Annotated in this window: 16 protein-coding genes and 8 pseudogenes; 10 read left to right on the forward strand and 14 right to left on the reverse strand. The window is 69.3% G+C overall.

The features are described 5' to 3' along the window. Position 1: 1 nt before the first annotated feature. The 3 genes from xdhB to ACIPJI_RS32930 all read right to left on the reverse strand — a co-directional run bounded on the left by xdhB (position 2) and on the right by ACIPJI_RS32930 (position 4,948). Positions 2 to 2,446: a xanthine dehydrogenase molybdopterin binding subunit gene (gene xdhB / locus ACIPJI_RS32920; protein ID WP_402250502.1), complete on the reverse strand. Its 2,445-nt coding sequence runs from the start codon at positions 2,444 to 2,446 to the stop codon at positions 2 to 4. Continuing rightward, a complete protein-coding gene (locus ACIPJI_RS32925) occupies positions 2,443 to 3,972 on the reverse strand; it encodes a xanthine dehydrogenase small subunit (protein ID WP_402250535.1) in 1,530 nt (509 codons plus the stop codon). The genes xdhB and ACIPJI_RS32925 overlap by 4 nt, the downstream gene beginning before the upstream one ends. A gap of 517 nt (positions 3,973 to 4,489) precedes the next feature. Then, on the reverse strand, positions 4,490 to 4,948 hold the full coding sequence (locus tag ACIPJI_RS32930) for an SRPBCC domain-containing protein (RefSeq protein WP_402250504.1): 459 nt from the start codon (positions 4,946 to 4,948) through the stop codon (positions 4,490 to 4,492). Positions 4,949 to 5,162: 214 nt separating this feature from the next. On the opposite strand from ACIPJI_RS32930, the pseudogene ACIPJI_RS32935 reads away from it, so the two are divergent. Continuing rightward, positions 5,163 to 6,405, forward strand: a pseudogene (locus ACIPJI_RS32935) (IS701 family transposase). Between the two features lie 73 nt (positions 6,406 to 6,478). Here ACIPJI_RS32935 and ACIPJI_RS32940 read toward each other — a convergent pair. Further along, a complete protein-coding gene (locus ACIPJI_RS32940) occupies positions 6,479 to 8,749 on the reverse strand; it encodes an MMPL family transporter (protein WP_402250506.1) in 2,271 nt (756 codons plus the stop codon). Positions 8,750 to 8,924: 175 nt separating this feature from the next. Here ACIPJI_RS32940 and ACIPJI_RS32945 point away from each other — a divergent pair, with 175 nt between their 5' ends. Together ACIPJI_RS32945 and ACIPJI_RS32950 are read left to right on the forward strand one after the other, a co-directional pair. Then, the gene (locus ACIPJI_RS32945) at positions 8,925 to 10,097 is read left to right on the forward strand and encodes a sensor histidine kinase (protein WP_402250508.1); all 1,173 of its coding nucleotides are present in this window, start codon (positions 8,925 to 8,927) and stop codon (positions 10,095 to 10,097) included. Then, positions 10,072 to 10,734 carry a response regulator transcription factor gene (locus ACIPJI_RS32950; protein WP_150497990.1) on the forward strand — a complete coding sequence of 221 codons (663 nt, stop codon included), beginning with the start codon at positions 10,072 to 10,074 and terminating at the stop codon, positions 10,732 to 10,734. Before ACIPJI_RS32945 ends, ACIPJI_RS32950 begins: the two co-directional genes overlap by 26 nt. A 150-nt stretch (positions 10,735 to 10,884) precedes the next feature. Here the strand turns inward: ACIPJI_RS32950 and ACIPJI_RS32955 are convergent. After that, positions 10,885 to 11,240, reverse strand: a pseudogene (locus tag ACIPJI_RS32955) (transposase); the annotation flags it as partial. A 366-nt stretch (positions 11,241 to 11,606) separates the two neighbouring features. Here ACIPJI_RS32955 and ACIPJI_RS32960 point away from each other — a divergent pair. Beyond that, the gene (locus tag ACIPJI_RS32960) at positions 11,607 to 11,876 is read left to right on the forward strand and encodes a DUF4913 domain-containing protein (protein WP_402250536.1); all 270 of its coding nucleotides are present in this window, start codon (positions 11,607 to 11,609) and stop codon (positions 11,874 to 11,876) included. Positions 11,877 to 12,310: 434 nt separating this feature from the next. Next, a pseudogene (locus ACIPJI_RS32965) lies at positions 12,311 to 12,804 on the forward strand (Ku protein); the annotation flags it as partial. Here ACIPJI_RS32965 and ACIPJI_RS32970 read toward each other — a convergent pair. Beyond that, positions 12,804 to 13,028, reverse strand: a pseudogene (locus ACIPJI_RS32970) (RidA family protein); the annotation flags it as partial. The pseudogenes ACIPJI_RS32965 and ACIPJI_RS32970 sit on opposite strands and share 1 nt — an antisense overlap. Here ACIPJI_RS32970 and ACIPJI_RS32975 point away from each other — a divergent pair. Together ACIPJI_RS32975 and ACIPJI_RS32980 are read left to right on the forward strand one after the other, a co-directional pair. After that, a pseudogene (locus ACIPJI_RS32975) lies at positions 13,019 to 13,219 on the forward strand (hypothetical protein); the annotation flags it as partial. The pseudogenes ACIPJI_RS32970 and ACIPJI_RS32975 overlap by 10 nt on opposite strands. Further along, a pseudogene (locus tag ACIPJI_RS32980) lies at positions 13,188 to 13,706 on the forward strand (site-specific integrase); the annotation flags it as partial. The pseudogenes ACIPJI_RS32975 and ACIPJI_RS32980, both read left to right, overlap by 32 nt. A 33-nt stretch (positions 13,707 to 13,739) precedes the next feature. On the opposite strand, the gene ACIPJI_RS32985 reads toward ACIPJI_RS32980, so the two are convergent. After that, entirely contained in the window at positions 13,740 to 14,258 is a 519-nt protein-coding gene (locus ACIPJI_RS32985) for a helix-turn-helix domain-containing protein (protein WP_402250510.1), read from the reverse strand. A 121-nt stretch (positions 14,259 to 14,379) separates the two neighbouring features. Between ACIPJI_RS32985 and ACIPJI_RS32990 the strand changes: the two genes are divergently transcribed. Together ACIPJI_RS32990 and ACIPJI_RS32995 are read left to right on the forward strand one after the other, a co-directional pair. Continuing rightward, positions 14,380 to 14,871, forward strand: a complete 492-nt coding sequence (locus tag ACIPJI_RS32990; RefSeq protein WP_402250511.1) for a YbaK/EbsC family protein — start codon at positions 14,380 to 14,382, stop codon at positions 14,869 to 14,871. 41 nt (positions 14,872 to 14,912) lie between these two features. Next, positions 14,913 to 15,647, forward strand: a complete 735-nt coding sequence (locus ACIPJI_RS32995) for an SDR family NAD(P)-dependent oxidoreductase (RefSeq protein ID WP_402250514.1) — start codon at positions 14,913 to 14,915, stop codon at positions 15,645 to 15,647. Between the two features lie 208 nt (positions 15,648 to 15,855). Here ACIPJI_RS32995 and ACIPJI_RS33000 read toward each other — a convergent pair. Then, positions 15,856 to 16,362: pseudogene (locus ACIPJI_RS33000) on the reverse strand (Tn3 family transposase); the annotation flags it as partial. Between the two features lie 541 nt (positions 16,363 to 16,903). Continuing rightward, a complete protein-coding gene (locus tag ACIPJI_RS33005) occupies positions 16,904 to 17,632 on the reverse strand; it encodes a hypothetical protein (protein ID WP_402250515.1) in 729 nt (242 codons plus the stop codon). 79 nt (positions 17,633 to 17,711) lie between these two features. Here ACIPJI_RS33005 and ACIPJI_RS33010 point away from each other — a divergent pair. Continuing rightward, positions 17,712 to 18,862, forward strand: a pseudogene (locus ACIPJI_RS33010) (IS701 family transposase). A gap of 163 nt (positions 18,863 to 19,025) precedes the next feature. On the opposite strand, the gene ACIPJI_RS33015 reads toward ACIPJI_RS33010, so the two are convergent. The 5 genes from ACIPJI_RS33015 to ACIPJI_RS33035 are packed head-to-tail and all read right to left on the reverse strand — an operon-like array spanning position 19,026 to position 24,755. Continuing rightward, a complete protein-coding gene (locus tag ACIPJI_RS33015; protein WP_356623758.1) occupies positions 19,026 to 19,772 on the reverse strand; it encodes a class I SAM-dependent methyltransferase in 747 nt (248 codons plus the stop codon). Positions 19,773 to 19,803: 31 nt separating this feature from the next. Beyond that, positions 19,804 to 20,379 (reverse strand): class I SAM-dependent methyltransferase, encoded by a 576-nt coding sequence (locus ACIPJI_RS33020; RefSeq protein ID WP_402250517.1) that lies wholly within the window; start codon positions 20,377 to 20,379, stop codon positions 19,804 to 19,806. Beyond that, positions 20,376 to 22,532, reverse strand: a complete 2,157-nt coding sequence (fxlM, locus tag ACIPJI_RS33025) for a methyltransferase, FxLD system (protein ID WP_402250519.1) — start codon at positions 22,530 to 22,532, stop codon at positions 20,376 to 20,378. Before fxlM ends, ACIPJI_RS33020 begins: the two co-directional genes overlap by 4 nt. A 34-nt stretch (positions 22,533 to 22,566) precedes the next feature. Further along, positions 22,567 to 24,555: an ABC transporter ATP-binding protein gene (locus ACIPJI_RS33030; RefSeq protein ID WP_356623754.1), complete on the reverse strand. Its 1,989-nt coding sequence runs from the start codon at positions 24,553 to 24,555 to the stop codon at positions 22,567 to 22,569. Beyond that, positions 24,552 to 24,755 (reverse strand): hypothetical protein, encoded by a 204-nt coding sequence (locus tag ACIPJI_RS33035; protein WP_402250521.1) that lies wholly within the window; start codon positions 24,753 to 24,755, stop codon positions 24,552 to 24,554. Before ACIPJI_RS33035 ends, ACIPJI_RS33030 begins: the two co-directional genes overlap by 4 nt. Between the last annotated feature and the right edge of the window lie 485 nt (positions 24,756 to 25,240).

Raw genomic sequence — 25,240 nt, forward strand, 5'->3', positions numbered from 1 at the left:
GTCAGGCACCGCTCAGCACTTCTGCCTCGGTTCGGACCGCGCCGTCGGCGGGCCCGGTTCCGGCGCGGCCGTTGGTGGCGAACCCGTTGCCGGCGTGACCGTTCCGGGAGGCGTCGCCCTGGCGAGCCGCCTCGATCGCCCAGTACACCGCCTCCGGCGTCGCGGGCGAGGCCAACTCGACGCTGACCCCGCTCGGCCCGAACGCGGCGGCGGCCTGCCGCAACGCTTCTCGCACCGAGAACGCCAGCATCAGCGGAGGCTCACCCACAGCCTTGGACCCGTACACCGCGCCCTCTTCGGTGGCGTTCTCCAAAAGCGTGACGTGGAACTCCTCGGGCATCTCCGAGAAGCTCGGCAGCTTGTAGGTGCTCGCGGCCTGGGTCAGCAGCCGGCCGCGGTTCGGCCCGTCACCGGCGTCCCAGCGCAGGTCCTCGAGCGTCAGCCAGCCCGCGCCCTGCACGAAACCACCCTCGACCTGACCGATGTCGATCATCGGGGACAGGCTGTCGCCGACATCGTGCACGATGTCCACCCGCCGGATGCGGTACGCGCCGGTGAAGCCGTCCACCTCCACCTCGGCCGCGGCGGCACCGTAGGAGAAGTACTTGAACGGCGAGCCCCTGAAGGTCTTCGCATCCCAGTGCAGACCCTCGGTCCGGTAGAAACCGGCCGCCGACAGCTGGACGCGCTGGAAGTACGCGGTGCGCACCAGGTCGTCCCAGGCCAGCTCCTTGTCGCTGCCCAGGGTGCGCGCGACGCCCTCGACGATACGCACGTCCGAGGCGCTCGAACCCAGCTGGGTGGCGGCCACCGCGAGCAGCCGCTCGCGCAACTGCTCGCAGGCGTTCTTCACTGCCGCACCGTTGAGGTCCGCCCCCGAACTGGCGGCGGTGGCCGAGGTGTTGGGCACCTTGTCGGTCCGCGTGGGGGCCAGCCGCACCTTGTGCAGCCCGATGCCCAGCGTGGTCGCGGCCACCTGCAGCATCTTGGTGTGCAGGCCCTGGCCCATCTCGGTGCCCCCGTGGTTGATCAGGACCGAGCCGTCCTTGTAGATCAGCACCAGCGCGCCGGCCTGGTTGAAGGCGGTGAGGTTGAACGAGATTCCGAACTTGATGCCGGTGATCGCAAGTGCCCGCTTGGTGTGCGGGTGCGCGGCGTTGAAGGCGGCGATCTCGCGCTTGCGGTCGGAGATGCCGCCGTTGTCCTGAACCTGCTGCCAGACGGTCGCGATCCGTTCCGGCTGAGTGACCGGCTGACCGTACGGCGTCGACTGACCATGGCCCGGCCGGTAGAAGTTGCGCTCCCGCAACTCCGTCGGATCCAGGCCGAGCAGCGGCGCGCACCGGCCCATGATGTCCTCGATCACCAGCATGCCCTGCGGACCGCCGAAGCCGCGGAAGGCCGTGTTGGAGACCTTGTTGGTCCTGGCGATGCGACCGGCGACGCGGGCGTTGGGGATCCAGTAGGTGTTGTCGATGTGGCACAGCGCACGGGCCACCACCGGTTCGGACAGGTCCAGGCTCCAGCCACCGTCCGCGGTCAGGGTGGCGTCCAGGGCCTGGATGCGGCCGTCGGCGTCGAAGCCGATCTTCCACTCGGCGTGGAACCCGTGCCGCTTGCCGGACATGGTCAGATCCTGTGTCCGGTTGAGCCGCACCCGAACGGGCCGACCGGTCAGCTTGGCGCCGAGCGCGGCGACGGCCGCGAACCCGTGCGGCTGCATCTCCTTGCCGCCGAAGCCGCCACCCATCCGCAGACACTGCACGGTCACCTCGTGGCTGTGCAGCCCGAGCACGTGCGCGACGATCTCCTGGGTCTCCGAAGGATGCTGGGTGCTGCTCTGGACGAACACCTGCTCACCCTCGTCGACATGGGCCAGCGCCGCGTGCGTCTCGAGGTAGAAGTGCTCCTGATCGGAGAACTGGAACTCGCCGGTGAACACGTGCGCGGAGTCCGCGAAGCCGGCGTCGACGTCACCGGTCTGCATCACCGGCCGAGCGCCGTGGAAACTGCCGGCCGCGATCGCGTCCTGCAACGTGACCAAGGAGGGCAGTTCCTCCAGTTCCACCTCGACGGCCGCCGCACCGAGCCGGGCCGCCTCCAGGGTCTCGCCGAGCACCCAGGCGACGGCGTGGCCGTGGAACATGACCTCGTCGGGGAACAGCGGTTCGTCGTGCTTCATGCCGGCGTCGTTGACGCCGGGCACGTCGGCGCCGGTCAGCACACGGACCACACCGGGCACGGCGAGCGCGGGCTCGGTGCGCAGCGCGGTGATCCGGCCGCGGGCCTTCATGACCTGGACCGGGTAGGCGTGCAGGACGTCCTTGGTACGAGCGACCAGGTCGTCGGTGTAGAGCGCGGTGCCGGTGACGTGCAGGACGGCGCTCTCGTGCGGCATCGAGACGCCGACGACAGGCGCTTCTGGGCGCTCGGACAGATGACTCATGACGACACCGCCTCGGTGGTCTGTGCGTACAGCTTGAGCAGGCTCTGGCCGAGCATCGCGGAGCGGTAGAGGGAGCTGGCGCGATGATCGTCCATCGGCGTGCCCTCGCCGCGCAGCACCCGAGCCGCGGCCTCGACGGTCTCTGTCGCCCACGGCTTGCCCTCCAGCGCCGCCTCGGTGGCGAGGGCGCGGACCGGGGTGGCGGCCACGCCGCCCAGGCCGATGCGTGCCTTGCGGACGATCCCGTCCTCGACGTCGAGCGCGAAAGCGACTGCCACGCTGGAGATGTCGTCGAAGCGCCGCTTTGCGATCTTGTGGAAGGCCGAGACCGGTGACAGCGGCAGCGGGATGCGCACCGAGCGGATCAGCTCACCGGGACGGCGCACGCTCTGCCGGTAGCCGGTGAAGTAGTCCGCCAGCGGGACCTCGCGCTCACCGTCGGCGTCGGCGAGCACCACCGATGCCTCCAGCGCGAGCAGCACCGGCGGGCTGTCACCGATGGGGGAGCCGGTCCCCAGGTTGCCGCCGAGGGTCGCACCGTTGCGGATGAGCCGGGACGCGAACTGCGGGAACAGCTCGGCCAGCAGCGGGACGTCGCCGTCGAGGCGACGCTCGATCTCGGTGAGCGTCAGCGCCGCCCCGAGCTCGATGTGGTCGGATTCGACGCGCAGCTCCCGCAGTTCGGGAAGCCGGTCGACGGCGACCACGCAATCCGCCCTGCGGGAACGGATGTTCACCTCCACGCCCCAGTCGGTGGAGCCGGCGACCACCACCGCGTCAGGCCGCTCGCGCAGCAACTCCAGCGTTTCTGCCAGGGTGTTCTTGCGCAGGAAGGCGCTGTCGTCCTGGGTGTATTCGGTGGCGACCGGTGCGGGCGGGGACTGCTCGCGACGCTGCGCGAGCGGGTCCTCATCGGTGGGGGCACCGACGGCGAACGCGGCATCGCGAATCGGGCGATAACCGGTGCAGCGGCACAGGTTTCCGCTCAGCGCGTGCAGATCGAAACCGTTCGGACCGTGCTCGTGGTCGATGCTGTCGGCCGGGCCCGAGCCCGAGCCGGAGCCCGAGCCCGAGCCCGAGCCGGAGTCCGGGCCCGAGGCCGAGTCCGGGCCCGCGTGCGCGCAGCGGTCGGGCCGGTAGTACTCGGCGGCCATGCTGCAGATGAATCCCGGCGTGCAGTAACCGCATTGGGAGCCGCCGCGGACCGCCATCTCCTCCTGCACCGGGTGCAGGGTGGCCGGCATGCCGGGTTCGCCGGCGGTGGCGAGACCTTCAGAGGTGATGATCTCCTGACCGTCGAGCGCCGCGACCGGGACCAGGCAGGCGTTGACCGCCACCCAGTCGGTGGGCTTGTTCACCCCGGGACGGGCGACCAGGACCGAACAGGCGCCGCATTCACCCTCGGCACAGCCCTCTTTGCTGCCGGTGAGGCCGCGCTCGCGCAGAAAGTCCAGCGTTGTGGTGTGGGGCGCAGCCGGTGAGATCGGTGCTTCTTTCCCGTTGACCGTGATCCGCGCCGCTACCATGACAGGCCACCGTTTCGGTGCGCGACGGGTCGATTCATCATGTTCGCCAATTTCAGGCAGCTTTCTGTGTTCAGACGCGCCACGTGAGAGAAGCGGGCGCAAAAGGGCACGCAACAGTGACGTGCCGGAAGATGGTGAAGGGAAACCCGGAATGTGCCACGGAAGGGCACATCAGAAACGGCGTGTCAGCAGCCGTGCGCGATTCGACCCGGAACCCAGACCGTGCAGTGGGCGAGGCGACCAAGATCAGAGCTGGTGTACATCTGCTGGTCGCCTCCTTTCGATCGTCGCGGGTCGGCGTCCACCGCAAAGTAGTGGTTGGTGTCACAGAGGTCAAGAGGTCGAGTGGGAAACGCCCAAGAGCAGCGGGAACCAGCTGAGTCCGCCTCGCCGATGAGGATGGCTCCGACCCCTGCTGCCGCTCAGTACTCCAACCGTAGATCGCGATCTTGCTGGTCAGGGTGATGTGAAGACAGGTGCGGCCACCAGCAGGACCCTCTCCCCTGCGGTAAAGATCTCAGGCCGACGCAGCCGACGACATCAGCTCCTCCAGCTTGTTGAGACTCTGAGCCCAGCCTTCCTCGTGAAGAGCTTGGCGCCGCTCAGTGGCGAAGTCGCCCTGGCTGAAGTCCAACTCGGCCCACGTACCGCCGATGTCGCGAAGCGACAGCGTCACCACCGTCTCCCGGTCCTCGGGATCGGGATCCTCCCACCGGAAGGTGTAGGACAGGCGTGCCGGAGGATCGACCTCAACGAATTCCCCCACCAGGTAGAACAGATCGCCTTCCGGAGGCTGCATCGCGATCCGATAACCACCTCCGGGCCGAAGGTCGCTTTCCACACTTGGGGTGACGAATCCGTCAGGGCCCCACCACTTGGCCAGTTCCTGCGGTTCGGTCAAGGCTCGGAATACGACCGAGCGCGGTGCGCGGAGGACACGCTGCAGATGCAGCCTCAACCCGCCATCGTGCGCCATCACGAACCTCCTCCAACCGAAGGCCTCGAGATTGACAACAGAACATATCCTAAGTAATCTAGCCATAGGTCGCGATCTCGCTGGTCAGGGGCGATGTGAAGACAGGTGCGGCCACCGATGATCATCGCGTGCTGTGTGGACCAACGAGGATCAAGCGGAGGCCGCAAGCCATGGCCTAGACCCCGCTCACTGGCTGGACATGTTCGACGACCTGATGGGCCGGATCGCAGGCCGCTTCGCGCGGGTCGAACCTCGACGCCGCGCACGGTCCCTCGTCCTGGGACTGCTGTCGAACCTGCCACGGAAAAACTGCTGGACGATCGCCGAACATGCCGGACACGCCACACCGGATGGCCTGCAGCACCTGCTGGCCCGGGCCAAGTGGGATGCCGAGGCAGTCCGCGACGACCTACGCGGATACGTCGTCGAACAGCTCGGCGATCAGGACGCCGTATTGGTCGTCGACGAGACCGGCGATCTGAAGAAGGGCACCCACACGGTGGGCGTGCAGCGCCAGTACACCGGCACTGCGGGCCGCATCGAAAACTCGCAGGTCGCCGTCTATCTCGTCTACTCAGCTCCGGCCGGACATGCCGCCATCGACCGGGAACTGTACGTCCCGCGCTCGTGGATCGATGACCCGGAACGCTGCCAGGCAGCCGGGATCCCAGGCGAGATCGGCTTCGCCACCAAGCCAGCCCTGGCCACCACGGTCCTCACACGCACCCTGGACGCCGGCATCCGCGCCGCCTGGGTCACCGGTGACGAGGTCTACGGCGCCAACCCGCACCTGCGCGCCGCACTCGAAGCCCGGCAGACCGGTTACGTCCTCGCCGTCGCCTGCGACCACCAGATCTCCACCCACGCCGGGAAGCTCCGGGCCGACGCCCTGGCCAAGAAACTGCCCAAACGGGCCTGGCAGCAACGCTCCACAGGCACAGGAGCCAAGGGGCTGCGCTTCTACGACTGGGCCGTGGCCGACATCACCGACACCGGCCCCGGCCCCGGCCACCAACTGCTGATCCGGCGCAACCGCCGCACCAGCGAACTCGCCTTCTATCGCTGCTACTCACCCACTGCCGTTCCACTGGCCACCCTCGTGCGCGTCGCCGGACGCCGATGGACCGTCGAGGAAACCTTCCAGTCCGGAAAGGGCCTGGCCGGACTTGACGAACACCAGATGAGGCGGTGGACGTCCTGGCGCCAAGTGGATCACCCTCGCGATGCTCGCGCACGCCTTCCTCGCCATCACCGCCGCACACGAACAGACCCGTCACCCCTCCCCGGACGGGCTGATCCCGCTGACCTGCAACGAGATCCAGCATTTGTTCACCACGCTGATTGTCCAGCCCGTCCACGCCCCAGCCCACCGGCTTTCGTGGTCCGACTGGCGACGACGCCACCAAGCCCGCGCCCGCGACGGCCACTACCTGCGACAAACAGCCCAGACCCCATGAAGATCAAGATTTACGGTTGGAGTACTAGGTGACGCGCTGAGGTGCCGGACGCCAAGGGCGGGCAGGAGTCGAGTCAACGGTCAACCAGCCGTGGACGCGGGGCCTCACCCGTGGATTCCGCGTCGGTGTCGTCGGTGCCGACCGGGCCGCGGGGAAGCATCCAGTCCAGCCACTTCGGCAGCCACCAGTTGGTCCGGCCGAGGAGTGTCATGGTCGCCGGTACCAGCACCATGCGTACGATCGTGGCGTCGATGAAGATCGCGGTGGCCAGGCCGAGCCCGAACATTTTGGTGGAGGGGTCCTCGGCGACGGCGAAGGACAGGAAGACGGCCACCATGATGAGGGCGGCCGAGGTGATGATCCGGGCGGTGCGCGAGACGCCCTCAACGATCGCCGTGCCGTTGTCGCCGGTGCGCAGGTACTCCTCGCGTACGCGGGAGAGGAGGAACACCTCGTAGTCCATCGACAGGCCGAACAGGATGGCGAAGAGGAACATCGGGATGAACGACACGATCGGAACCGTCGCTTCCAGCCCGATGAGTGCGCCTCCCCAGCCCCACTGGAAGACCGCGACCATGATGCCGTAGGCCGCGCCGATGCTCAGCAGATTCAGCAGTACCGCCTTGAGCGGTACGAGTATCGAGCGGAAGACCAGCATCAGCAGCAGGAACGACATCGCCAGCACGGCGGCGACGAACACCGGCAGGCGTTGGCTGGTGCGTTGGCCCACATCGGACAGGCTCGCGGCGGCGCCGCCGACGTGGGCCCTGGCCGGGCCGTGCCCGATCGCCGTGGGCAGCACGTCGGTGCGCAGCCGGGCGATGGTGTCGGCCGTGGCCTTGTCCTGAGGGCTGGTGGTCGGGAACACCACGAGGGTCGCGATGCCGGTGGCCCGATCGATGTGCGTCGGCGCGACGGATGCGATGCCCGGATCCGCCGCGACCGTTGCGACGAGTCGGTCCAGCACTCCCGGATCACCGGTGGGGTCCGCGGCGATGACGAGGGGACCGTTGGTGCCCGGGCCGAACCCCTCGGCGACGAGGTCGTAGGCCCGGCGCTCGGTACGGCTGTGGGGCAGTGAGCCGTCGTCGGGCAGGCCGACGCGCAGGCCGAGCACGGGCAGCGTCGCGGTCAGCAGCAGCCCCGCCGCGCCGACCGCGTACGGCACCGGGTGCCGGCTGACGTGCCCGATCCAGCGACGCCACCCGGCGGCGTGGGCGGCGCCTGCCGCCGGGTCCCGCCGCCGTGCGAGTCGGCCCAGCTTCCTGGTCTGCAGAGCCCGGCCGATCCGGCCGGCCCGGGCCAGGCGCGGGCCCGCCGCGCCGAGGAAGGCCGGCAGCAGCGTCACCGACGCGAGCACCATCGTCAGGACGACGATCGAGACGGCAACCCCGCCCACCGTCATGAACGGCACGTTCGCGACCGCCAGGCCGAGGATCGACACGACGACGGTGCCGCCGGCGAAGACCACCGGCCGCCCCGCCGTTGCCACCGCTCGTCCGGCCGCCGCCTGCGGATCGAGCCCGCACGCGAGGTACTCCCGGTGCCTGGCGAGCACGAACAGCGCGTAGTCGATGCCCACTCCGAGCCCGACCATGCTGCCCAGGACCGGTGCGAAGGTGGGGACCTCTGTCACCCCCGCCAGTACCGTCATCGTGGCGACCCCGACGGTCAGCCCGAAGACCGCCATGCCGATCGGCAGCGCGGCGGCGACGAGCGAACCGAACGCCAGGAACAGGATCGCGGCCGCGGCGAGGAGGCCGATCAGCTCGCTCGCGCCGCCGTCGGGGTCGGAGAAGACGTAGAAGAGGTTCCCGCCCATCTCGATGCGCAGCGGCAGCTCGGCGCGCAGCCGGTCGCCGAGATCGACGAGGGCGTCGAGGTCTTCGGCCGACAGCCGGCTCTGGTCGGGGTACTGCACCCGGACGACCGCGATCCGCCCGTCGGCCGAAACGAGGCCGCCGCGCACGGCGGTGTCCCCGCCCGCGTCGAGCGCCCCCGCCGGGTCGCTCGTGCCGAGCACGTGCGGCAGCCGCTTCACCTCGGCCCGCAGCCGCGTGAGAGCGGTGCGCGCGCCGTCGTCGTCGAAGAACGTCGCACCGTCGTCGAGGGGGGTGACGACCACTTGGGCGGTCATCCCCTCCTGGCCGGTGCCTGCCCGCTCGATCAGTTCCGCGGCCCGTCGGGAGTCCAGTCCCGGAGCGGTCATCGAGTCCGCGGTCCGCCCGCCGAAGGCGACGGCGGCGAGGACGGCGAGCGTGGCGGCGATCAGCCATGCCGCGATCACCCGCCAGGGATGGCGGGCGGCGCTTGCGCCCAGGCGCAACAGGGCTTTCGAGAGCATCGGGTCCTCCAACCACCTCGTCGGCCGTCCTTGTACGGCCGCCGATGCCGAGGCTCGTCGCCACGGCGCTCCGCGGCATCGGCCCGCGGGCCGCGGATCCGTCGGCCCCGGGGCGGAGTGACGACCCGTCCTTTCGGCCGATGCGCGGCACGCCGCGGTCCCTAGGCTGAGAACCGTGCTCCGAGACGACCTGCGAACCCTGTGGACCGAACCCCGGCCGCCCGACGCGCCCGCCCGGGTGCGGCGGGACTGGGCGCTGCTCGCCGCGGGCCTTGCCGGTGTGGCGCTGGAGGCCACCCTGCGCGAGAACGTCGTGTGGCGGCCGGTGGCGGTGGTGTTCGCCGTATGGCTGTGCCTGCTGCCCCTGTGGCGCCGGACCCGCCCGCTGGCGATGGTGACGCTGGCGTTCGGCTCGGTGATCCTGCTTCCGGTGGCCTCGCTCGTCGCCGCACCGCGCGAGCCCGTCGGCCTGTACACCGGCGCGGTCGTGCTCGTGCTGGTGTACGCGCTGCCCCGGTGGGGATCGGGACGCGAGATCGTGCTGGGCGGCGCGGTGATCCTCGGGGCCGGCGCGCTGTGTGTCGTCACGGACGAGACGCCGGTCGTCGAAAAGGTCGTGGGCTTGGTCTTCCTGCTGCTGCCCGGCGTGGTCGGGGCTGCCGTGCGGTTCCGGGTGACCGCTCGCGAGCGGCAGTTGGACCAGGTGCGCTCCCGCGAGCGCGAGCAGCTCGCCCGGGAACTGCACGACACGGTGGCCCACCACGTGTCGGCCATGGTGATCATCGCCCAGGCGGGCCGGGTGCTCGCGGGCACCGACCCGTCCGCCGCCGTCGAGGCGCTGGAGGGTGTCGAGGAGGAAGGGGCGCGCACGCTGGAGGAAATGCGCGCCATGGTCGCCGCGCTGCGCGACCGCGGGGTCGGCGCCGAGCTGGCGCCCCCTGCCGGAGTCGCGGATCTGGAGCGCCTGGTGCGCACCCCGGGTGGCCGCCTCAGGGTCGACCTGGGGCTCGACGGCGAACTGGACGCGCTGCCCCCGGCCGTGGACGCGGCCGTCTACCGGATCGTGCAGGAGTCGGTGACCAACGCGCTGCGCCATGCGGTCGACGCGACCGAGCTCGTCGTTCGGGTCGCCGCGGAACGGCACACGGTACGGGTGAGCGTGCGCGACAACGGCCGGCGCACCGGCCGGGGTCGCGACGGATACGGACTTACCGGACTGCGCGAGCGCGCGACCCTGCTCGGCGGCACACTACGAGCCGGCCCGGGCACCGACCGGGGCTGGCATGTCGACGCCGAACTGCCGAGAGCGAGGAGCGAGAGCGGTGTCCATTCGCGTCCTCGTCGCTGACGACCAGACGATCATCCGCACCGGGTTGCGGATCATGCTGAACGCCCAGCCCGGCATCGAGGTGGTCGGCGAGGCCGCCGACGGGCGGGAAGCGGTACGTCTGGCCCGCGAACTACGCCCCGACGTCTGCCTGTTCGACATCCGCATGCCCGTACTCGACGGGCTCGAGGCCACCCGGCTGGTCGCCGGCCCGGGCGTCGCCGATCCGCTGGCCGTGGTCGTCATCACCACTTTCGACCTCGACGAGTACGTCTACGGCTCACTGCGTGCCGGCGCCCGCGGATTCCTCCTCAAGGACACGGGACCGGACCTTCTGGCCCAGGCCGTACGGTCGGCGTCCGACGGTGAGGCGCTCATCGCGCCCAGCGTCACCGTTCGTCTGCTCCAGGCATTCGCGGACCTGCCCGCCGGCCGGCCCGTGGCCCAGCCGGTCTCCCCCGTCACCGCCCGTGAGGAGCAGGTGCTCCTCGCCGTCGCTCGCGGGCTGACCAACACCGAGATCGCCGATGCACTGCACATCAGCCTCAGCACGGTGAAGACGCATCTGGCCAGCCTGATGGCCAAACTCGGCGCCCGCAACCGGGTCGAGATCGCGATGTGGGCCTACGAAACGCGCCGTATCCTCCCCGGAACCTGAGCCGGGTGCCGGGCCACGTCCGATGAGTCCCCGCCCGGACATCAGTGCACCGGTCGGCTCACGTCGGCTCCACGTGCCTCACCCGCCCCAGAGCGTGACGTACCAGGAGGGGCCGGAACTGGGACGGTGAGACACCCGATACGACAAGACTCGCTGCTGGACCCCGGCCGAACGCTCTCCCTTCTTCAGGAATCCGGTGTCGTCCACGATCAGCACTGCTTCCCGGTCGCCGAGATGCTCGAGGACGTACTCCCGCACGTCGTCCAGAACCTCATCTGCGTCCCAGTCGATCCGATTCAGCAAGCGGTGGATCCGGTCCGGACCCGCATGCCCGGCCTCCTCCGCCAACGTCCAGCCGTTCTTCCGCTCCAACGGAGCTACCAGCCCCTGCATATACGCAAGCGCCGACTCACGCGGCTCCGACCTGGCAAAGCGGTGCACGAACCGATCATGCAAAGCCTTCAACCACCCGCCCACGAACGGGCCTCAACAACATCCCCACCCATGGACAACCCAACGACCCACCTGCCCAACCGTCACGGCAAAGACCGTTGCAGTACTAGCAGGTCGATGGGTCGACCTGCGGCAGACGCCCGACCCAGGAGCACCCCTGTGTCACTCGCCGCCCCGCCGGGGACACCCCAAGCCCCGGTACGCGTGCTGTCCAGGGCCCATCCGTGGTCTCCGATCGTCCGAGCCCTTCTGGCCAGACATTCCTGGTCTCACAAGGCCAAGGGACCGGATGGTCACCGCTTCCCGCACCACCCTCCGTGTCAGTCCTTGGTTGAGCCCAACAGCGGGAGAAGCCATCCCCCGCGGGTGCGGGGATCCTGCTGCTCGACCCTCCGCAGTACGACGACGAACTGCGCGCCCTGGTCGAGTGGGTGGAGGGGGTTCTCGTATCCGGTTACCTGGCCGAGCCGTCTGCCGACGCCAGGTGGTGTCACCTGTGGTTCGAGCACACCGTCGCTGTCGCCCGCCTGCACGCTCTGTGGCTCGCCTGGCAGGAGCTCACCGACCCGGCCACCTGTGGCTACACCGGCCCCTCGGTGTGGCACCGCGACCACCTTGACCCTTGCCTCCGGGAACTACGGGGCTCGAGCGGCCCGTTCGCGGGCCGGTGCCGACGCCGTCGTCGGTGATCTTGCGACGATCGCCGTCGATCTCGTACTCGCACCCCACTCCTTTGGCGCGGCAGTCACTGGCACACTCCACGCTCCCGCAGCAGGCACCTGCGAGCTCTTTTGCTTAACCTCCACCACGTCCCCACCCGGCTCCTGGCCCATCGGTGCCGCACGCTGCGCCCGGCTGCGGGCGCTGTTCCGGGCCCTGGACTCCTATCCGTGACCCACGGTGCAAAGTGGCCGCCGGGGCTCCCCCGCTCCCGTTTCCTCACGTCCTGACGCTTCGTTAGCTCGAACGAGTAGTCGACCAGGGGTGGGCGAACATGCCGGTTCCCGTGACAACTGCAACCACGGGCGGTTGAGGCATCGCGGATTCAGTTGAGCTCACGAGGCAGAATGGCGGATCTCAGCTCAGCAGAGAGTACTGAGGAGCCGCACAGCGCCGCGAGGGCATGCCGCTGCCGACCGCGCGGGCGATCGACATCGTGGCGTTCGTGCCGGCGGAGTCGATCGACCCCGTCCGGATCGGCGACTCGTACTACCTGGAGGCCGACGGGCAGGTTTCGGCGAAGCCGTACAAGCTGCTCCGCCAGGCCCTCGAGCGCTCCAGCAAGGTGGCGGTGGCGAAGTTCGCTCTCCGCGGCCGGGAGCGCCTCGGTCTGCTGCGCGTCAAGGGTGACGCCCTGGTCCTCCATTCCATGCACTGGCCCGACGAAGTTCGCTCTTCCGCTGAGCTCGCCCCGCCGCCCGTCGAGATCGGCGACTCCGAGGTCGACGGGCGCTCGCCCTCATGGACGCCATGGGCCAGGACGACCTGTCCGACTACCACGACGAATACAGGAAGGCGCTCGAGCAGGTCATCGCCGCCAAGGCGGAGGGCAAGGCCCTGCCGACCCTCGAGGCGCCACGCCCGGCCGGGCAGGTCGTCTACCTGATGGCGGCGCTACTCCAGTCGACGACGTAGATGGTCAGCTTCGCCACGTCATCGAAGGAGCCGCCGATCCCGGCCAGAGCGGTGGCGACATTGAGATAGCACTGCTCGACCTGAGCGGCGAAGTCTCCGTCGCCCACGGGCCGGCCGTCGGCGTCGCGGGCGACCTGCCCCGCCAGGAACACCAGCTTCGATCCGGTGGCAACCGACAGCTGCCGGTAGACCTCGGGCTTCGGCAACCCAAGTCGCCATCGCCAAGGCGATGGTCCGCCGGGCGATCACGGAGAAGATCCCGTTCCGGTGGGTGACCGCGGACGCCGCCTACGGTTTCAGCAAGGGCTGGCGGACCGAACTCGAGCGGGCCTATGTCTTCCACGTCATGGCCACCACCCGGCACGATCGGCGTCAACATCGAGGAACTGGATCTCGCCGGGCGCCGCGCCCCAGTGAAGGCCGAGGGCGCCCGGCCGCGCACCCGCCGCCGCGGCGCGGTGCGCGAGGACTACGTGCTGGAGACCGTGTACTGGGACGCCGGCACCCCGCCTACTGCCCCGCCTGCTCAAGGCCCGACGCGTGGGCCGGTGTTCGTCACCCACCGCAGGCCCGGCCCCGGCAAGGTCGTCAGCCCGCGCGACGTGTGCCCGGACACCGGGCTGGTCCGGTTGTCGTACGGGCAGGCCCGCATGCTGCTGGACGAGCACACCGCCCTCGGCGGCCAGAGCGGCACGGGCTGGGACTTGCACGAGTGGCGGCACTCCGGACTCACTCACCTCGGCGAGGCCGGGGCGAGCCTGCTGATGCTCATGGCCAAGTCCCGGCACAAGAAGCCCGAGAACGTACGGCGCTACTTCCATCCCTCTGCGGACGCGGTCGCCGAAGTCACCAGTCTTCTCGCGCCCGGCGACTGCAGGCGCTGACCGCTGTCGGCCCGGTGTGGGGCCGATGAGGGTTCACTGTGGGTAGCGCACGATCAGCAGAGCCTCGACGTCTCCGGACGGTGCTTGGTACAAGTGCGGAACGTCGGCGGCCCAACTGCCATGCATGCCGGGGCCGATCAGGGCAGGAGCGGAGAGTACGCCGACGCGCGCGGTGCCGGCGAGGACGATGATGTCCTCTGTTGTGCCGGGGGTGTGGGCGGCGGACTCCTGCGTCGTTCCCGCGCGGATGCGCACTCGGTAGGTTTCCGTGACCGCAGCAGCAGTCTCGAATCGCTCGGTGAGGATGGCGTCCACGGCGTGACCAGAGACCTTCGTGGGAAACGCGAGATTGTGCAGCGCTGTGCTGAGGGGCACTTTGAGGGCCGTCGTCAGAGCGTAGAGCGTTTCCAGGGTGGGATTGCGCCGGCCGCTCTCCAACTCGGAGAGCGTCCCCTTGCCGATCTTGGACCTGCGGGCCAGCTCGGACAGTGACATCCCCTGCGCTTCGCGCAAATCCCGCAGGCGCAATCCGACGCGAGTGGCCAGGTCCATGGTGAGCCCCTCCTTGTTGCCGAGGCCAGTTGATCCGATGCCGCGCGAGATCTATCGTTCCATATACGGAACGTTCTGTATATGGAACACGTGATGATGCGACCTCGTATGAAGGAGTCTCATGGGGCCTCAGGAAAACGCGTCCCTGCCCGTTCGCAGCATGCAGGTGGCCCGCGTCCTCGCTGCGGCCGGCGTCGCAGGTCAGGTACGCGAGCTGGCGGAGTCGACGCGCACGGCCGCCGAGGCTGCATCGGCCCTGGGGTGCGACGTGGGTGCGATTGCCAACAGTCTCGTGTTCATCTCCGATGATGAACCCGTTCTGGTTCTGGCCAGTGGTCAGCACAAGGTGGACACCACGGCACTCGCCGCCCGGTGGGGGCGTGGCAAGCTCCGGCGCGCCACCCCCGAGCAGGTACGCCAGGCCACCGGACAGGCGATCGGAGGTGTGGCACCCGTCGGCCACCCCCGTGCGCTTCCCACCGTGGTCGATGCAGCGCTGGCCGACTACGCCCGGGTCTGGGCCGCCGCCGGAACTCCCCGCACGGTCTTCCCCACCACCGCTGGCGAACTTGTCCGGTTCACAGGTGGACTTCTGCTCCCCGTAGGCCCATGACGAAGGGGTCCGTCGGACCGGGGACGGATCTGTCCGGGCAGGTGGCTCTGGTCACCGGGGGCTCGACCGGGCTCGGCCGGGCCATCGCGCTGGGCCTGGCGTCCGCCGGATGCACGACGGTGGTGGCCAGCCGGCGGCCAGAGGTGTGCCGTCAGGCGGCGGCCGAGATAGCTGCCCAGACGGGCAATGCTGCCTTGGGCCTCGCCTGCGACGTAACCGAGGAGGACGAGGTTCACCACCTCGTCGAGGAGATCGTCACCGAGTACGGCCGTGTGGACGTGCTGGTGACCAGCGCCGGGATCCAGGCGCGAGGCGAGCTCGGGGCGCTCGACGCTGTCACGTTGCGTCGCTGCCTGGATGTCAATGTCGTCGGAACCTTCCTCGCCTGCCAGGCGGTCGTGCCGGTGATGCGCAGTGCCGGGTATGGCCGCATCGTCACCTTGGCCAGTGCTCTCGGGCTCGTCGGTGCCGCAGGTCGGGCAGGCTACGCGGCCAGTAAGGGCGCGGTCGTCCAACTCACCCGCAGCCTTGGTGCCGAACTCGCCGGCCACGGTATCTGTGTCAACGCGCTGGCTCCAGGTCCCTTTCGCACACCGTTGAACGACGGCATCGATGACGACCCGCACGTACGGGACTTCCTCGATCACCAAGTCCCCATGGGGCGCTGGGCCGACCCTGAAGAACTGGTCGGCGCGGCAGTCCTGCTGGCCAGCCCAGCGGCCTCTTACCTCACGGGTGCCGTACTTCCGGTCGACGGAGGCTGGACCGCCCACTGACAGCGACGGTCCTCGGCTGCCCCGGCCCCGGCCCAAGCCGAGGACAATTCGATCTGCCGCGGGCATGCCTCTCGGCATGTCGTGTACCAGGCCCGCCGCTGAGGAACACAAGTGGGTGCAGCGAGCCGCCGTCCCTGGCGCCTCGCTGCACCCACTCCGATGCTGAATAGCGCCAGGGCGGGGATGCAGGTGACCCGGCAGGAGGCGGTCACTCGTCCTTGGGGGCATGCGGATCGCGTAGGGGGCGCAGTCCGCCGGGTATGTCGGAGAGTTGGAAGGAGTAGCGGCCGAGCATGTTGATGTGCTGCCGCACGAACGGCGAGAGGCGGGCCACGTCCTCGTCGCGGACGTCGAAGCCGTCCGCGCGCAGCTGGTTCACCGCGGCGTCCATGTAGCGGGTGTTGAAGAGGACTACGGCGCTGAGGACCAGGCCGAGGGCGCCGATCTGGTCCTCCATACCGTCCTGGTAGCGCTGGTAGCGCTGGTAGAGCTGTCCCGAGCGGCCGTGGAAGATCTTCCGGGAGAGGGAGTGGCGGCCCTCCTGGAGGGTGGCCTGCGCCTTGATCTGGCGGCGTTAGCCGGGCTCGTCGGCCAGGCGCAGGATGTGCAGCGACTTGGCGATCCGCCCGTAGTGCGCGATCGCGTCCCCCAGCGGGGTCGGCCGCCCGTCCCGCGACAGCATCCGAATCACCTCGTACGCCCGGACGGCGCCGGTGTGGATGGGGTTTCCAGGCTGGAGCACCTCCACGACCACGGCTCCGCGCCGTACGCCTTCACCTTCCTCCAATCGTGGAGCACCGACCAAACTCGAAGGCGTCGGAACGAAGAGCGAGGTTCGCTGACTCGGAACCCTGAACGACTAGGTTCGCTGTGCAACGCCTCGATTGGATGACGGCGGACATCGTCGGTCGGCCTGCGGAGCCCGTTCCGCAATCTTGGTGACAAAAAGCCTGCCTATGTGACAACTATCGTGCTTCAGCTCACCTCTCGGCGGATCGAGATCGGCCTCCACATCCGTTAGTACTGCAACCGCATCTGCGTGACGGATGTGGTGTGGGGCTCGTTGGTGTACCTGTGCGCCGATGAGCTGACGGTTGAGCAGGTCGAGTCGTGGTACTCGTTCGGAGTCACCCGGGGCTCCGAGGCGGCCCCGGCCGCGGGCCCTGGCGACCTCCGGTTCGGCCCTCCCGGGTACCGCACCGGCTCACTCCGGTCGGGCGGCGAGCAGTGCGCGGCGGGTCGCCGGCCAGCGCCGCCTACGGCCGCAGCTGGGCCGCGAGTGCCTCGGCGACCTTCCTGAGCGACTCGCCGGCCAGGGCCGGGTCCGCCTTGGTGACGGGCCATCCCTGGGAGACCACGAGCGCCAAGTCGCCCTTGCCCGCCACCGCCACCCGTGCGACGGCGACCGTGCCCCGGCCCGGGGTGACCCTGGTCTGGCCGATCCCGGGCCTGTCCTTGGAGAACGCCATCACCTCGTCGGCGCCGAGGTTGCCGAGGCGGGCGATCTGCGGCAGCGCCAGGTTCACCGCCACCCCGCCCTCGGACGCGGCCACGAGGTCGATCTCCACCGGGGCTTCCGAAGCCGTGAAGTTGCAGACGACGGACGTGTGCGGCGGGACGGCGGGGTTGGAGGGGAGCCCAAACGACGGCGTGGGCTGCCCGCTGGGCCAGGCCTCAGCCGGCCGGCCCGGGTCGACGGTCCCCTGAGCCGCGGGGTCGCCGCCGGACGCCGCCGGGGTGACGGTCCGTTCGGCACCGGCCGCCTTCAGCGCCGCCGCCGGGTCTAGGCCGAACGGGCAGGCCGACGTACTCGTCAGCTGCTTCGCCGTCGAGGCGACCCGGTCGTAGGACAGCCTCTCACCGCCCGAGGCTGCCCCGCCGGAACTCCCGGACGAGGAACAGGCGCTCCCTGCAAGGGCGATCCCGGCCGCGCCGGCCAGGGCGAGGATGCGGCGGTACTTGGCTGCTGTGCGATCAGCTGTCATCCGGTCAGCCTAATCCTGCAACCGCATCTGAGTGACGGATGTCGTGTGGGGCTCGGTGGTGTATCTGTGTGCCGATGAGCTGACGGTTGAGCAGGTCGAGTCGTGGTTCGAGGGGATAGCCGGGTTCCATGCCCGCATCGCGCATCGTTTTGGCAGGTCGGAGCCCCGCGATCGGGCGCTGGACTACCTGGCCGGGCTGCTGGCTCCGTTGGAGCGGAAGAACGGCTGGACGCTGGCCGAGCAGGTCGGGCAGCTCCGTCCGGACGGGGTCCAGCGCCTGCTGGACCTTTCCGACTGGGATGAGGACGCGGTCCGCGACGACGTGCGCGATTTCGTGGTGGAGAGCATCGGCGCTAGGGACGGGATCCTGATCGGCGACGACACCGGCTTCCTGAAGAAGGGCACCCAGTCGGCCGGTGTCCAGCGGCAATATTCCGGAACTGCGGGCCGCACGGAGAACTGCCAGATCGGAGTCTTCCTGGCCTATGCCGCCGGCCGCGGCCGCACACTGATCGACCGCCGCTTGTATCTGCCCACGTCGTGGACGGATGACCGTGACCGGTGCCGCCTGGCCGGCATCGACGACGCGGTCGGCTTGGAGACGAAGGTGGTGATGGCCAAGACCATGGTCCGCCGGGCGATCGCGGACCGGATCCCGTTCCGGTGGGTTACCGCGGACGCCGCCTACGGCTTCTCCAAGGGCTGGCGGTCCGAGCTTGAGCAGGCCGATGTCTTCCACGTCATGGCCACCACCCGCCACGACACCGACGTCACCCGCTGGGCCATCGACCACCCCGTCCACGACCTGTTTCACGGGCTGCCAAGGCAGAAGTGGAAGCGCCGCTCATGCGGCGAGGGGGCTCACGGCCCCCGCGTCTTCGACTGGGCGAGGGTCGAGGTCCGCCCATGGCACCGGCCCGACCGGCAGCACTGGGTGATCGCCCGCCGCAGTGTGAGCCGGCCCGGGGAGGTCTCCTACTACATCGCCTACTGCCCGGCCGGAACCACACTCGACGAGCTGATCCGCGTCGCCGGCAGACCGCCAAGGGCGAGTGCGGGCTGGACGACTATCAGGTCCGCCGCTATCCCGGCTGGCACCGACACATGACCCTGGCCATGGCCGCCCACGCCTGCCTCACCGTCCTGCGAGCCCGCGAACTCGACGCCGCAAAAGCAGAAACGGATCCTCCGACCTCGTCCCCCTCAGCCTCCCCGAACTCAGGCGTCTGATCCACCGCCTCACCCACCGCCGCCCGGCGTCTGTCGACCACGTCCTGCACTAGTCACACTGGCGCCGCAGACGACAGCACCAAGCCCGCATAAGCCACTACAAACGACGCGGCCACACACCACCCGCACCTGCCCAACCGTCACGACAAAGACCGTTGCAGTACTAGGGGGCCGGCAGCCGGTGCGTGCGAGGGTGGTCGGTGGCACGGGTCGGCTGTCGACACGGTCGGCGCCTCGCCCGGACGAGCTGGATCACTACAGGGTTGTCGTCCTGCGGTGCACACAACAGGTCCATCGCCTCGACGGTGAAACCGTGGTCGGTGAGCAGTTCCTCCCACAAGTGCGGAGTGAGCACCCACATCCGGGTGGCGATGGGTTCCTCGTCCCGTAGCCGGATGACTTGCTCGCGCGGCGCCACAGTGCTGGAGGGCCCTCGGCCGTCGCTGTCGGTATGCAGGGCGGAGAAGACGAGGGGAGCCCTCTCGGTGAGTCCGTCCCGCAGGGCGGGGAGCAGATGGTGCGGGTCGACGCAGCCGAAGGTGCGGATGCCGTAGGCGACGTCGTAGGGCTCTGCGCCGTCCAGATGCTCGGCGACGTCAGCGCAGACGAATCGCACGCCGGGTTCGCTGCCGTGGTCGGCCATGGCGCGTTGGTGCTGCGTGGGCGACATGTCGACCCCGTCCACGAGGGCGCCGTGTGTACGCGCGAGGTGTACGGCGTGGTGGCCGGGCCCCGATCCGATGTCGAGTACGCGTTTGCCTCGCAAACCGCCGAGGATCTCGGCGCCGGGGCCGATGCCGGGCCAGAACCCCCAGTCGATGCGGTCCGGCACCGGTGGCGAGTAGCCGTGGTCCAGCTGGCGCTGCCCGTAGATGGTCCAGCTCTCGTCGTTGATGGACTGCGCTGTCATGAGTGCATTCCCTCCGTAGGGATGGGCGAGGTCAGGGCTGCAGGGCGTAGCAGTGAAAGGAAGGATCGAGCTCGATCAGGTGGACCCGGGACCACGACGTGGTGAGCAGGTCGGCTTCTTGGGTGCTGAGGTCCCATACCTTGGCCTGCCCCTGGGAGCGGGTGTGGATGGAGGTGACCACCCACAACGTGCCGCCGGGTACGAGCAGGCTCCGTACGCGGGAGAGGAATGCAGGCTTGCAGGTGATCCACCGGAAGACGAGTCGGCAGGTGATGACGGTGAACGCCGAGTGGGGAAGGCGGACGGGGTCGTCGGTTTCGAAGTCGTGGAGCCGGACGTCAAGGTCCGGGTGGTTGCGTCGGGCGGCTGCCACCGCGGTGGGCGCGCAGTCGATGCCTGTGATGCGGTAGCCGAGCTGGGTGAGCCGGTCGGCCAGTGCGCCTTCGCCGCAGCCGATGTCGAGCGCGGGTCGGCCTCGGCCCGGGCCGAGCTGCCGGCGCATGGCTGCGGCTTCGGCTGCGTCGATGGTCCGGTAGCGCCGGCCCTGGTGCCAGACTGGCTCCCAGTACGCCGCGCCGGCCGTCTCCGCGTCTGCGGGGCAGTTCATGAGGTCCAGCCCATGTGCGTGTAGGGCTGATCGCGCGTGATGGCGGTCAGCGCGGTGCGGGTGTAGTCGACGAGTTGCGCGGGCAGCGCATTCAGTGGCCACCATCGCCACTCGGTGCATCGGTCCGGTTCGAGGACACGGGGCTCTCCTTCCCACTGGGATGCGCTGAAGAAGAGCTGCACGCGAGGGATCGTGCTGCCGACGTCGAGAAGGTCCAGGGTGTGCACCAGCCTGAGGTCACCCTCGGCGATGATCAGACCGGTTTCCTCTGCTGCCTCGCGAACCGTGCAGGCCAGTGCGGACTCACCCTGCTCCCGGTGTCCGGCCGGCAGGTGCCAGGTGGAGGGCGCGAACGCGCTATCGGGATGGCGCTTGCCGAGAAGTACGGTGCCGTCGCGTACGAGGACGAGGTGGGCGCCGACGATGCTGCGGCTTCGGTGATCGCTCGGCTCGCGGACCTGGATGGTGGGCGGCGTGCCGTTGACGTCGAGGCCGGGGCGCGGGTGGCGTCGGTGTTCGCGGATGACGGCAGCCGTGCCAGGGTCCATGCTCATCTCGGCCGTCTCGTCGACGCGGGTCCACCGCAGCTGAACGCCCTCGGTCAGTTCGATCTCGTGAGCGGGCCGGTTGAGCGTGCCCTGATAGACGCGGACCCGGTCCTTGAATGTGCCGTTCGCGTCGAGTGTGTCCACGGTGGCGAAGGGTGTGAGATCAGGGACGGTAAGGCCGGTCTCCTCGCGCAGTTCGCGGGCGATGGCGTCGTCGCATGTCTCGCCGCTTTCGGTGTTGCCGCCGAGGAGGGCCCAGTGACCGGCGCGCCAGATGGGTTTGTTCGCGGAGCGCAGGTGCAGCAGGTAGCGGCCCTGGTCGTCGGTGAGGAGGGCGGCTGTGCCGGGAACGACCGGCCATCGGATCGCGAGTCGCGTGTACTTCTTCTCGATGATGTGCGCAGCGATGTGCGCAGCGCATGGGTCTGCCGACTCGGCGGTTCGGGGGCGAACGGTGATGTGCGGGCAGGTGGCGGCACGGTGGTTGCGCTGCCAGTGCCGGACCTGTTCGCCCATCTCGGTGGCTGCCTGCCGGCCTGCGGGACCGTAGCCATGGATGACGAACTCGTAAACGCCCTTGCCGTGTTCGTCGTCACGGATCCTGTCGTGGGCCAGCCGCGCCAGTGAATTGCCGCGCACGATCGCGGCGGCGGGCCAGGTCCGGGGTGGCGGCGGACAGATGATGCCGGTGTCGTGGTCCGGGTCGATGGCCAGGCGGCAGAACCCCGGAAGTGCGCCGGCCAGGTACAGGTTGAGGGAGTCGAAGGGTTCTTCGCCGCCGACGGTGACGTTCGTGCGGACCTCGGTGCGGGGCCGGTCGAACGCTGAGGCAAGTCGGTCGACGGGTTGGGGTGTTCCGTCCTCGAAGGCGAGGTGGATGCCGTGCCGGGGGACGGTGCGGTGGTTCGTGTCCCAGGCTCCGGCGCCCTGCATGGGGACGAATCCGCACACGGTGAGAGGCTCGTCGCTGATCAGCTCGCCATCGCGCTTGGTGAAGCCGATGGACCAGACGTACTGGTGGATGCGCAGTGGCGCGACGAGGCGTCCGCCGTCCGCGACGAGGCCGATCCAGGGCAGGTCCCAGGTGTCGACCGTGACGATCACGGCGTCGAACGAGCCGGCGGGAACGGCGTCCGGCGGCAGGCGTGCGGCGTCCGCAGTGATGACGCGGACGTGGTCGTATCCAGTGGCCTTGAGGCAGCCGGTGGCACGCTCGGTGACAACGGCGTCGATGTCGACGGTGGTGACGCTGCCTGTCGGGCCGACGAGTTCGGCGATCAGGGCGGCGTTGTAGCCGCCCGAACCGATTTCCAGGACGTGGTGGCCGGGCCGCAGCCGGGCTGCTTCGAGCATGTCGGCCTGTAACCAGGGCGCGGACACGGAGCTGCTGATACGGCCGTCGGGTGTGTGACGGGTGGGGATGATGTCGTCGGTGTACGCGGTCTCCACCGGCACTTCGGGCGCGAAGGCGTGGCGGGGCACCGTGCGGAACGCGGCCTCGACGGCGGCAGTGCGGACATGACCGGCTGCGACGAGCTGATCGGCGAGGCGGCTGCGCAGGATGCTCGGTTCGTGTTGCTCGGTGGTGGTGGGTGAGGTCGACACGGTGAGCCTTCCGGCCGGAGGTTCTTCGGAGGTTTCATGCGGGATCCGCGACGGTGGGTGAGGCGGGGCGCGGGATGGTGCCGGCGGGGGCGTATTGGGCGGCCTGTGCAGCGAACATCGAGGCGTAGCGCCCCTGGGCAGCCATGAGTTCGTCGTGGCTGCCGTGTTCCGCCAGCCGCCCTTGGTGCAGGACGTAGATGCGGTCGGCGTGGCGGACGCCGGACATGCGATGGGTGACGAGGACGACAGCGCGGTTCGGTGCGGCGAGCCGGCGGATGCGGTCGAACGCCTCGATCTCGGCTTCCGGGTCGAGAGCGGAAGTGGGTTCGTCCACGATGAGAACGCTGTCCGCCGGTGAGGTCGAGTTTCTCCAGTGGGTGCGGGCCAGGCCGACCTTCTGCCATTCGCCGCCGGACAGTTCGATGGCTCCGCGGAACATGCGGGCCAGCAGGCTCTGCAGCCCGTCGGGGAGGTCGGCGATGACCGAGTCGGCTCCCGCGTGGTCGACGGATGCCCGCAGGTCTTCCGGAGAGGCATCGTGGTCGGGGCGCCCGATCCGGATGTTCATCGCGGCCGTCATGGGCCAGCGTTGGAAATCCTGAGTGAGCAGTGCGACGCGGTCGAAGACCTGGGAGCGTTCCAGGCCGACGATGTCCGAGTCACCCCACCGCACGGTCCCTTCCTGGGGCAGCAGCAGGCCCGAGAGAATCTTCATCAGGGTGCTCTTGCCGGAGCCGTTCTCGCCCACCACGGCCGTGACCGAGCCCATGGGCAGCGTGAGCGTCACATGGTCCAACGCTGGAGCTTCGCGGTCGGGATAGCGATAGGTGACCTGGTCGAGGGCGACCTGCCCGACCACTTCCGGGACCGGATCGCCCTCCTGGGGGATCGCGTGTCGGGCGGCCTCCGTCAGGAAACGTGCGTGATCGCGGACGTAGAGGGACTCCTCATGCAGCTGATTCACATTCATCACCAGGGCGCCGAGGCTCGCCGATCCGGAGCGGACGGCGATCACCGCGGTGCCGGCCACCGCCAGGCTCATGTGCCCTCTCATGACGAGCCAGATCATGGTTCCGTAGGTGGCCGCCATCGCCACTCCGGACAGCGCGGCGGCGACCCACTCGGTGACCGCCTTGCTGGAAGCCAGCCGCTCCTGCTCGGCCTCGGCGCTTCGGGCCATGCTCTTGTACCGGCTGAGCAGGAAAGGACCGACGCCGTGGATGCGCACTTCCTGGGCGGCCGTGCGCTCGGTCAAGAGACTGCCGATGAGGCGGCTGGCCCGCAGGTGCTCGATCCAGCTCATCACCGACACGTAGCGCTCCTGGGCCACGCGCATGGCGCCCCAGCCGCGGGGCGCGGCGATGAGGATCAGCATGGGCAGCAGCGCCGGGTGCAGGACGGTGAGCACGCCGGCCGTTGCCACCAGGGAAATGGTGCTGTTCAGTGCGGCGACACAGGCGCCGATCATGCTGCGGGCGCTGGCCGGGCCGTACTGGGCGATGTCGATCAAGCGGCGGAAGTCCGGGTCGTCGATGGCTTCCAGTTCGACGGAGGCTGCGGCAGCCAGGTACTGGGTGGTGGCGATCCGCTCGACGAGGGGTTCCAGGCGGCCCGCTCGGGACGTGGACCATCCGGCAAGAACGGAGTTGACGACGGCGATCGCAGCGGCCGCCAGCAGCCCGGGTAACAGAGCATGCAGCCGCTCCACGGCACTGCCGGACCCGAGGAGGGCGTGCATCACGGCATTGACGGCAAGCAGCCCGACGGCAGCGGCGATGCCTTGCCCGATCTCGCTGATCCCGACGGCGATGAGTGCCCGGCGATCCGCATTCCAGGCCATGCGCAGGGTCGCGCCGACCAGAGTGGGCATCGATCGGAGCGCGGACAGCATGGTCAAGTCCAACCGCGCGTGCTCGTGTTGGGACCAGCCCAAGTCGTAGCGCAGCGGGCCGCCGAACAATTCGCGCTCTGCGTCGGAGACCTCCGGCTCGGCCAGGCTGATCTTCCCGAAGAACCGCTTCACAGTGGGCCTCCCCGCTCGGGCCGGTCCAGCGCCCTGTACGAAGGGCCGTGGGTCAGCATCTCGAATGCCTCCCGACGTGCTTCCCGGTCCAGAACCTCGCCGGCGTGAAGGTGGCCGCCCACGACGGTGAGCCGCCCCGGCCGCCCCTGCGCCGAGTCGGGTCTCCTGCGGACGAGGGCAGGGCGAGGCGAGGTATGCATGGGTGCTCCTCGAGGCTCGATACGGACAGGTGATCGGGTAACGGGCGGTTCCTTGTCGCCGTAACGGGGCTGCGGGGGCGAAATCCAGCACGTGATTTCGTATTCTCCGTCCAGCCGCGGCGGTGCCGGTACGACGTCGACCGACAGTTGGCCGACGACGCTCGGAGCCTCCCAGGTCAGCCCGTCGTGACGACTCGAGTTGGGCGGTCTGCGGGGCGAAAGTCGGCCGCTCGGTAGTCCTGTCCAAGCCTCGCGATGGTTTCCCGGGGCCTGCGCCAGGCCCGGGAGTACCACCGCGTTCCCTGCGGGGCGTGTCCGCGTGTGTCGCGCGAGCCTGCCGGGATTTTCCGGCAGCGTGAGCCTCATGAACGGCGGGAAGGTGGGCCCTCACTAGGGTCTGTCGTCAATGTGATCTTGGTTGGTGGATCATGGTCGGGTGATACGTCGCCATGAACTGACCGATGCCGAGTGGGACTTCGTGCGGC

It is taken from the genome of Streptomyces sp. NPDC086835 (genome assembly GCF_044745705.1).
In the GTDB taxonomy this organism is placed as follows: Bacteria; Actinomycetota; Actinomycetes; order Streptomycetales; family Streptomycetaceae; genus Streptomyces.

Coding starts and splice junctions, on each gene's coding strand:
- xdhB (WP_402250502.1), bottom strand. CDS start 2,446: ATGAGTCATCTGTCCGAGCGCCCAGAAGCGCCTGTCGTCGGCGTCTCG.
- ACIPJI_RS32925 (WP_402250535.1), bottom strand. CDS start 3,972: ATGGTAGCGGCGCGGATCACGGTCAACGGGAAAGAAGCACCGATCTCA.
- ACIPJI_RS32930 (WP_402250504.1), bottom strand. CDS start 4,948: ATGGCGCACGATGGCGGGTTGAGGCTGCATCTGCAGCGTGTCCTCCGC.
- ACIPJI_RS32940 (WP_402250506.1), bottom strand. CDS start 8,749: ATGCTCTCGAAAGCCCTGTTGCGCCTGGGCGCAAGCGCCGCCCGCCAT.
- ACIPJI_RS32985 (WP_402250510.1), bottom strand. CDS start 14,258: ATGGACCTGGCCACTCGCGTCGGATTGCGCCTGCGGGATTTGCGCGAA.
- ACIPJI_RS32990 (WP_402250511.1), top strand. CDS start 14,380: ATGGGGCCTCAGGAAAACGCGTCCCTGCCCGTTCGCAGCATGCAGGTG.
- ACIPJI_RS33005 (WP_402250515.1), bottom strand. CDS start 17,632: ATGACAGCTGATCGCACAGCAGCCAAGTACCGCCGCATCCTCGCCCTG.
- ACIPJI_RS33015 (WP_356623758.1), bottom strand. CDS start 19,772: ATGACAGCGCAGTCCATCAACGACGAGAGCTGGACCATCTACGGGCAG.
- ACIPJI_RS33020 (WP_402250517.1), bottom strand. CDS start 20,379: ATGAACTGCCCCGCAGACGCGGAGACGGCCGGCGCGGCGTACTGGGAG.
- ACIPJI_RS33035 (WP_402250521.1), bottom strand. CDS start 24,755: ATGCATACCTCGCCTCGCCCTGCCCTCGTCCGCAGGAGACCCGACTCG.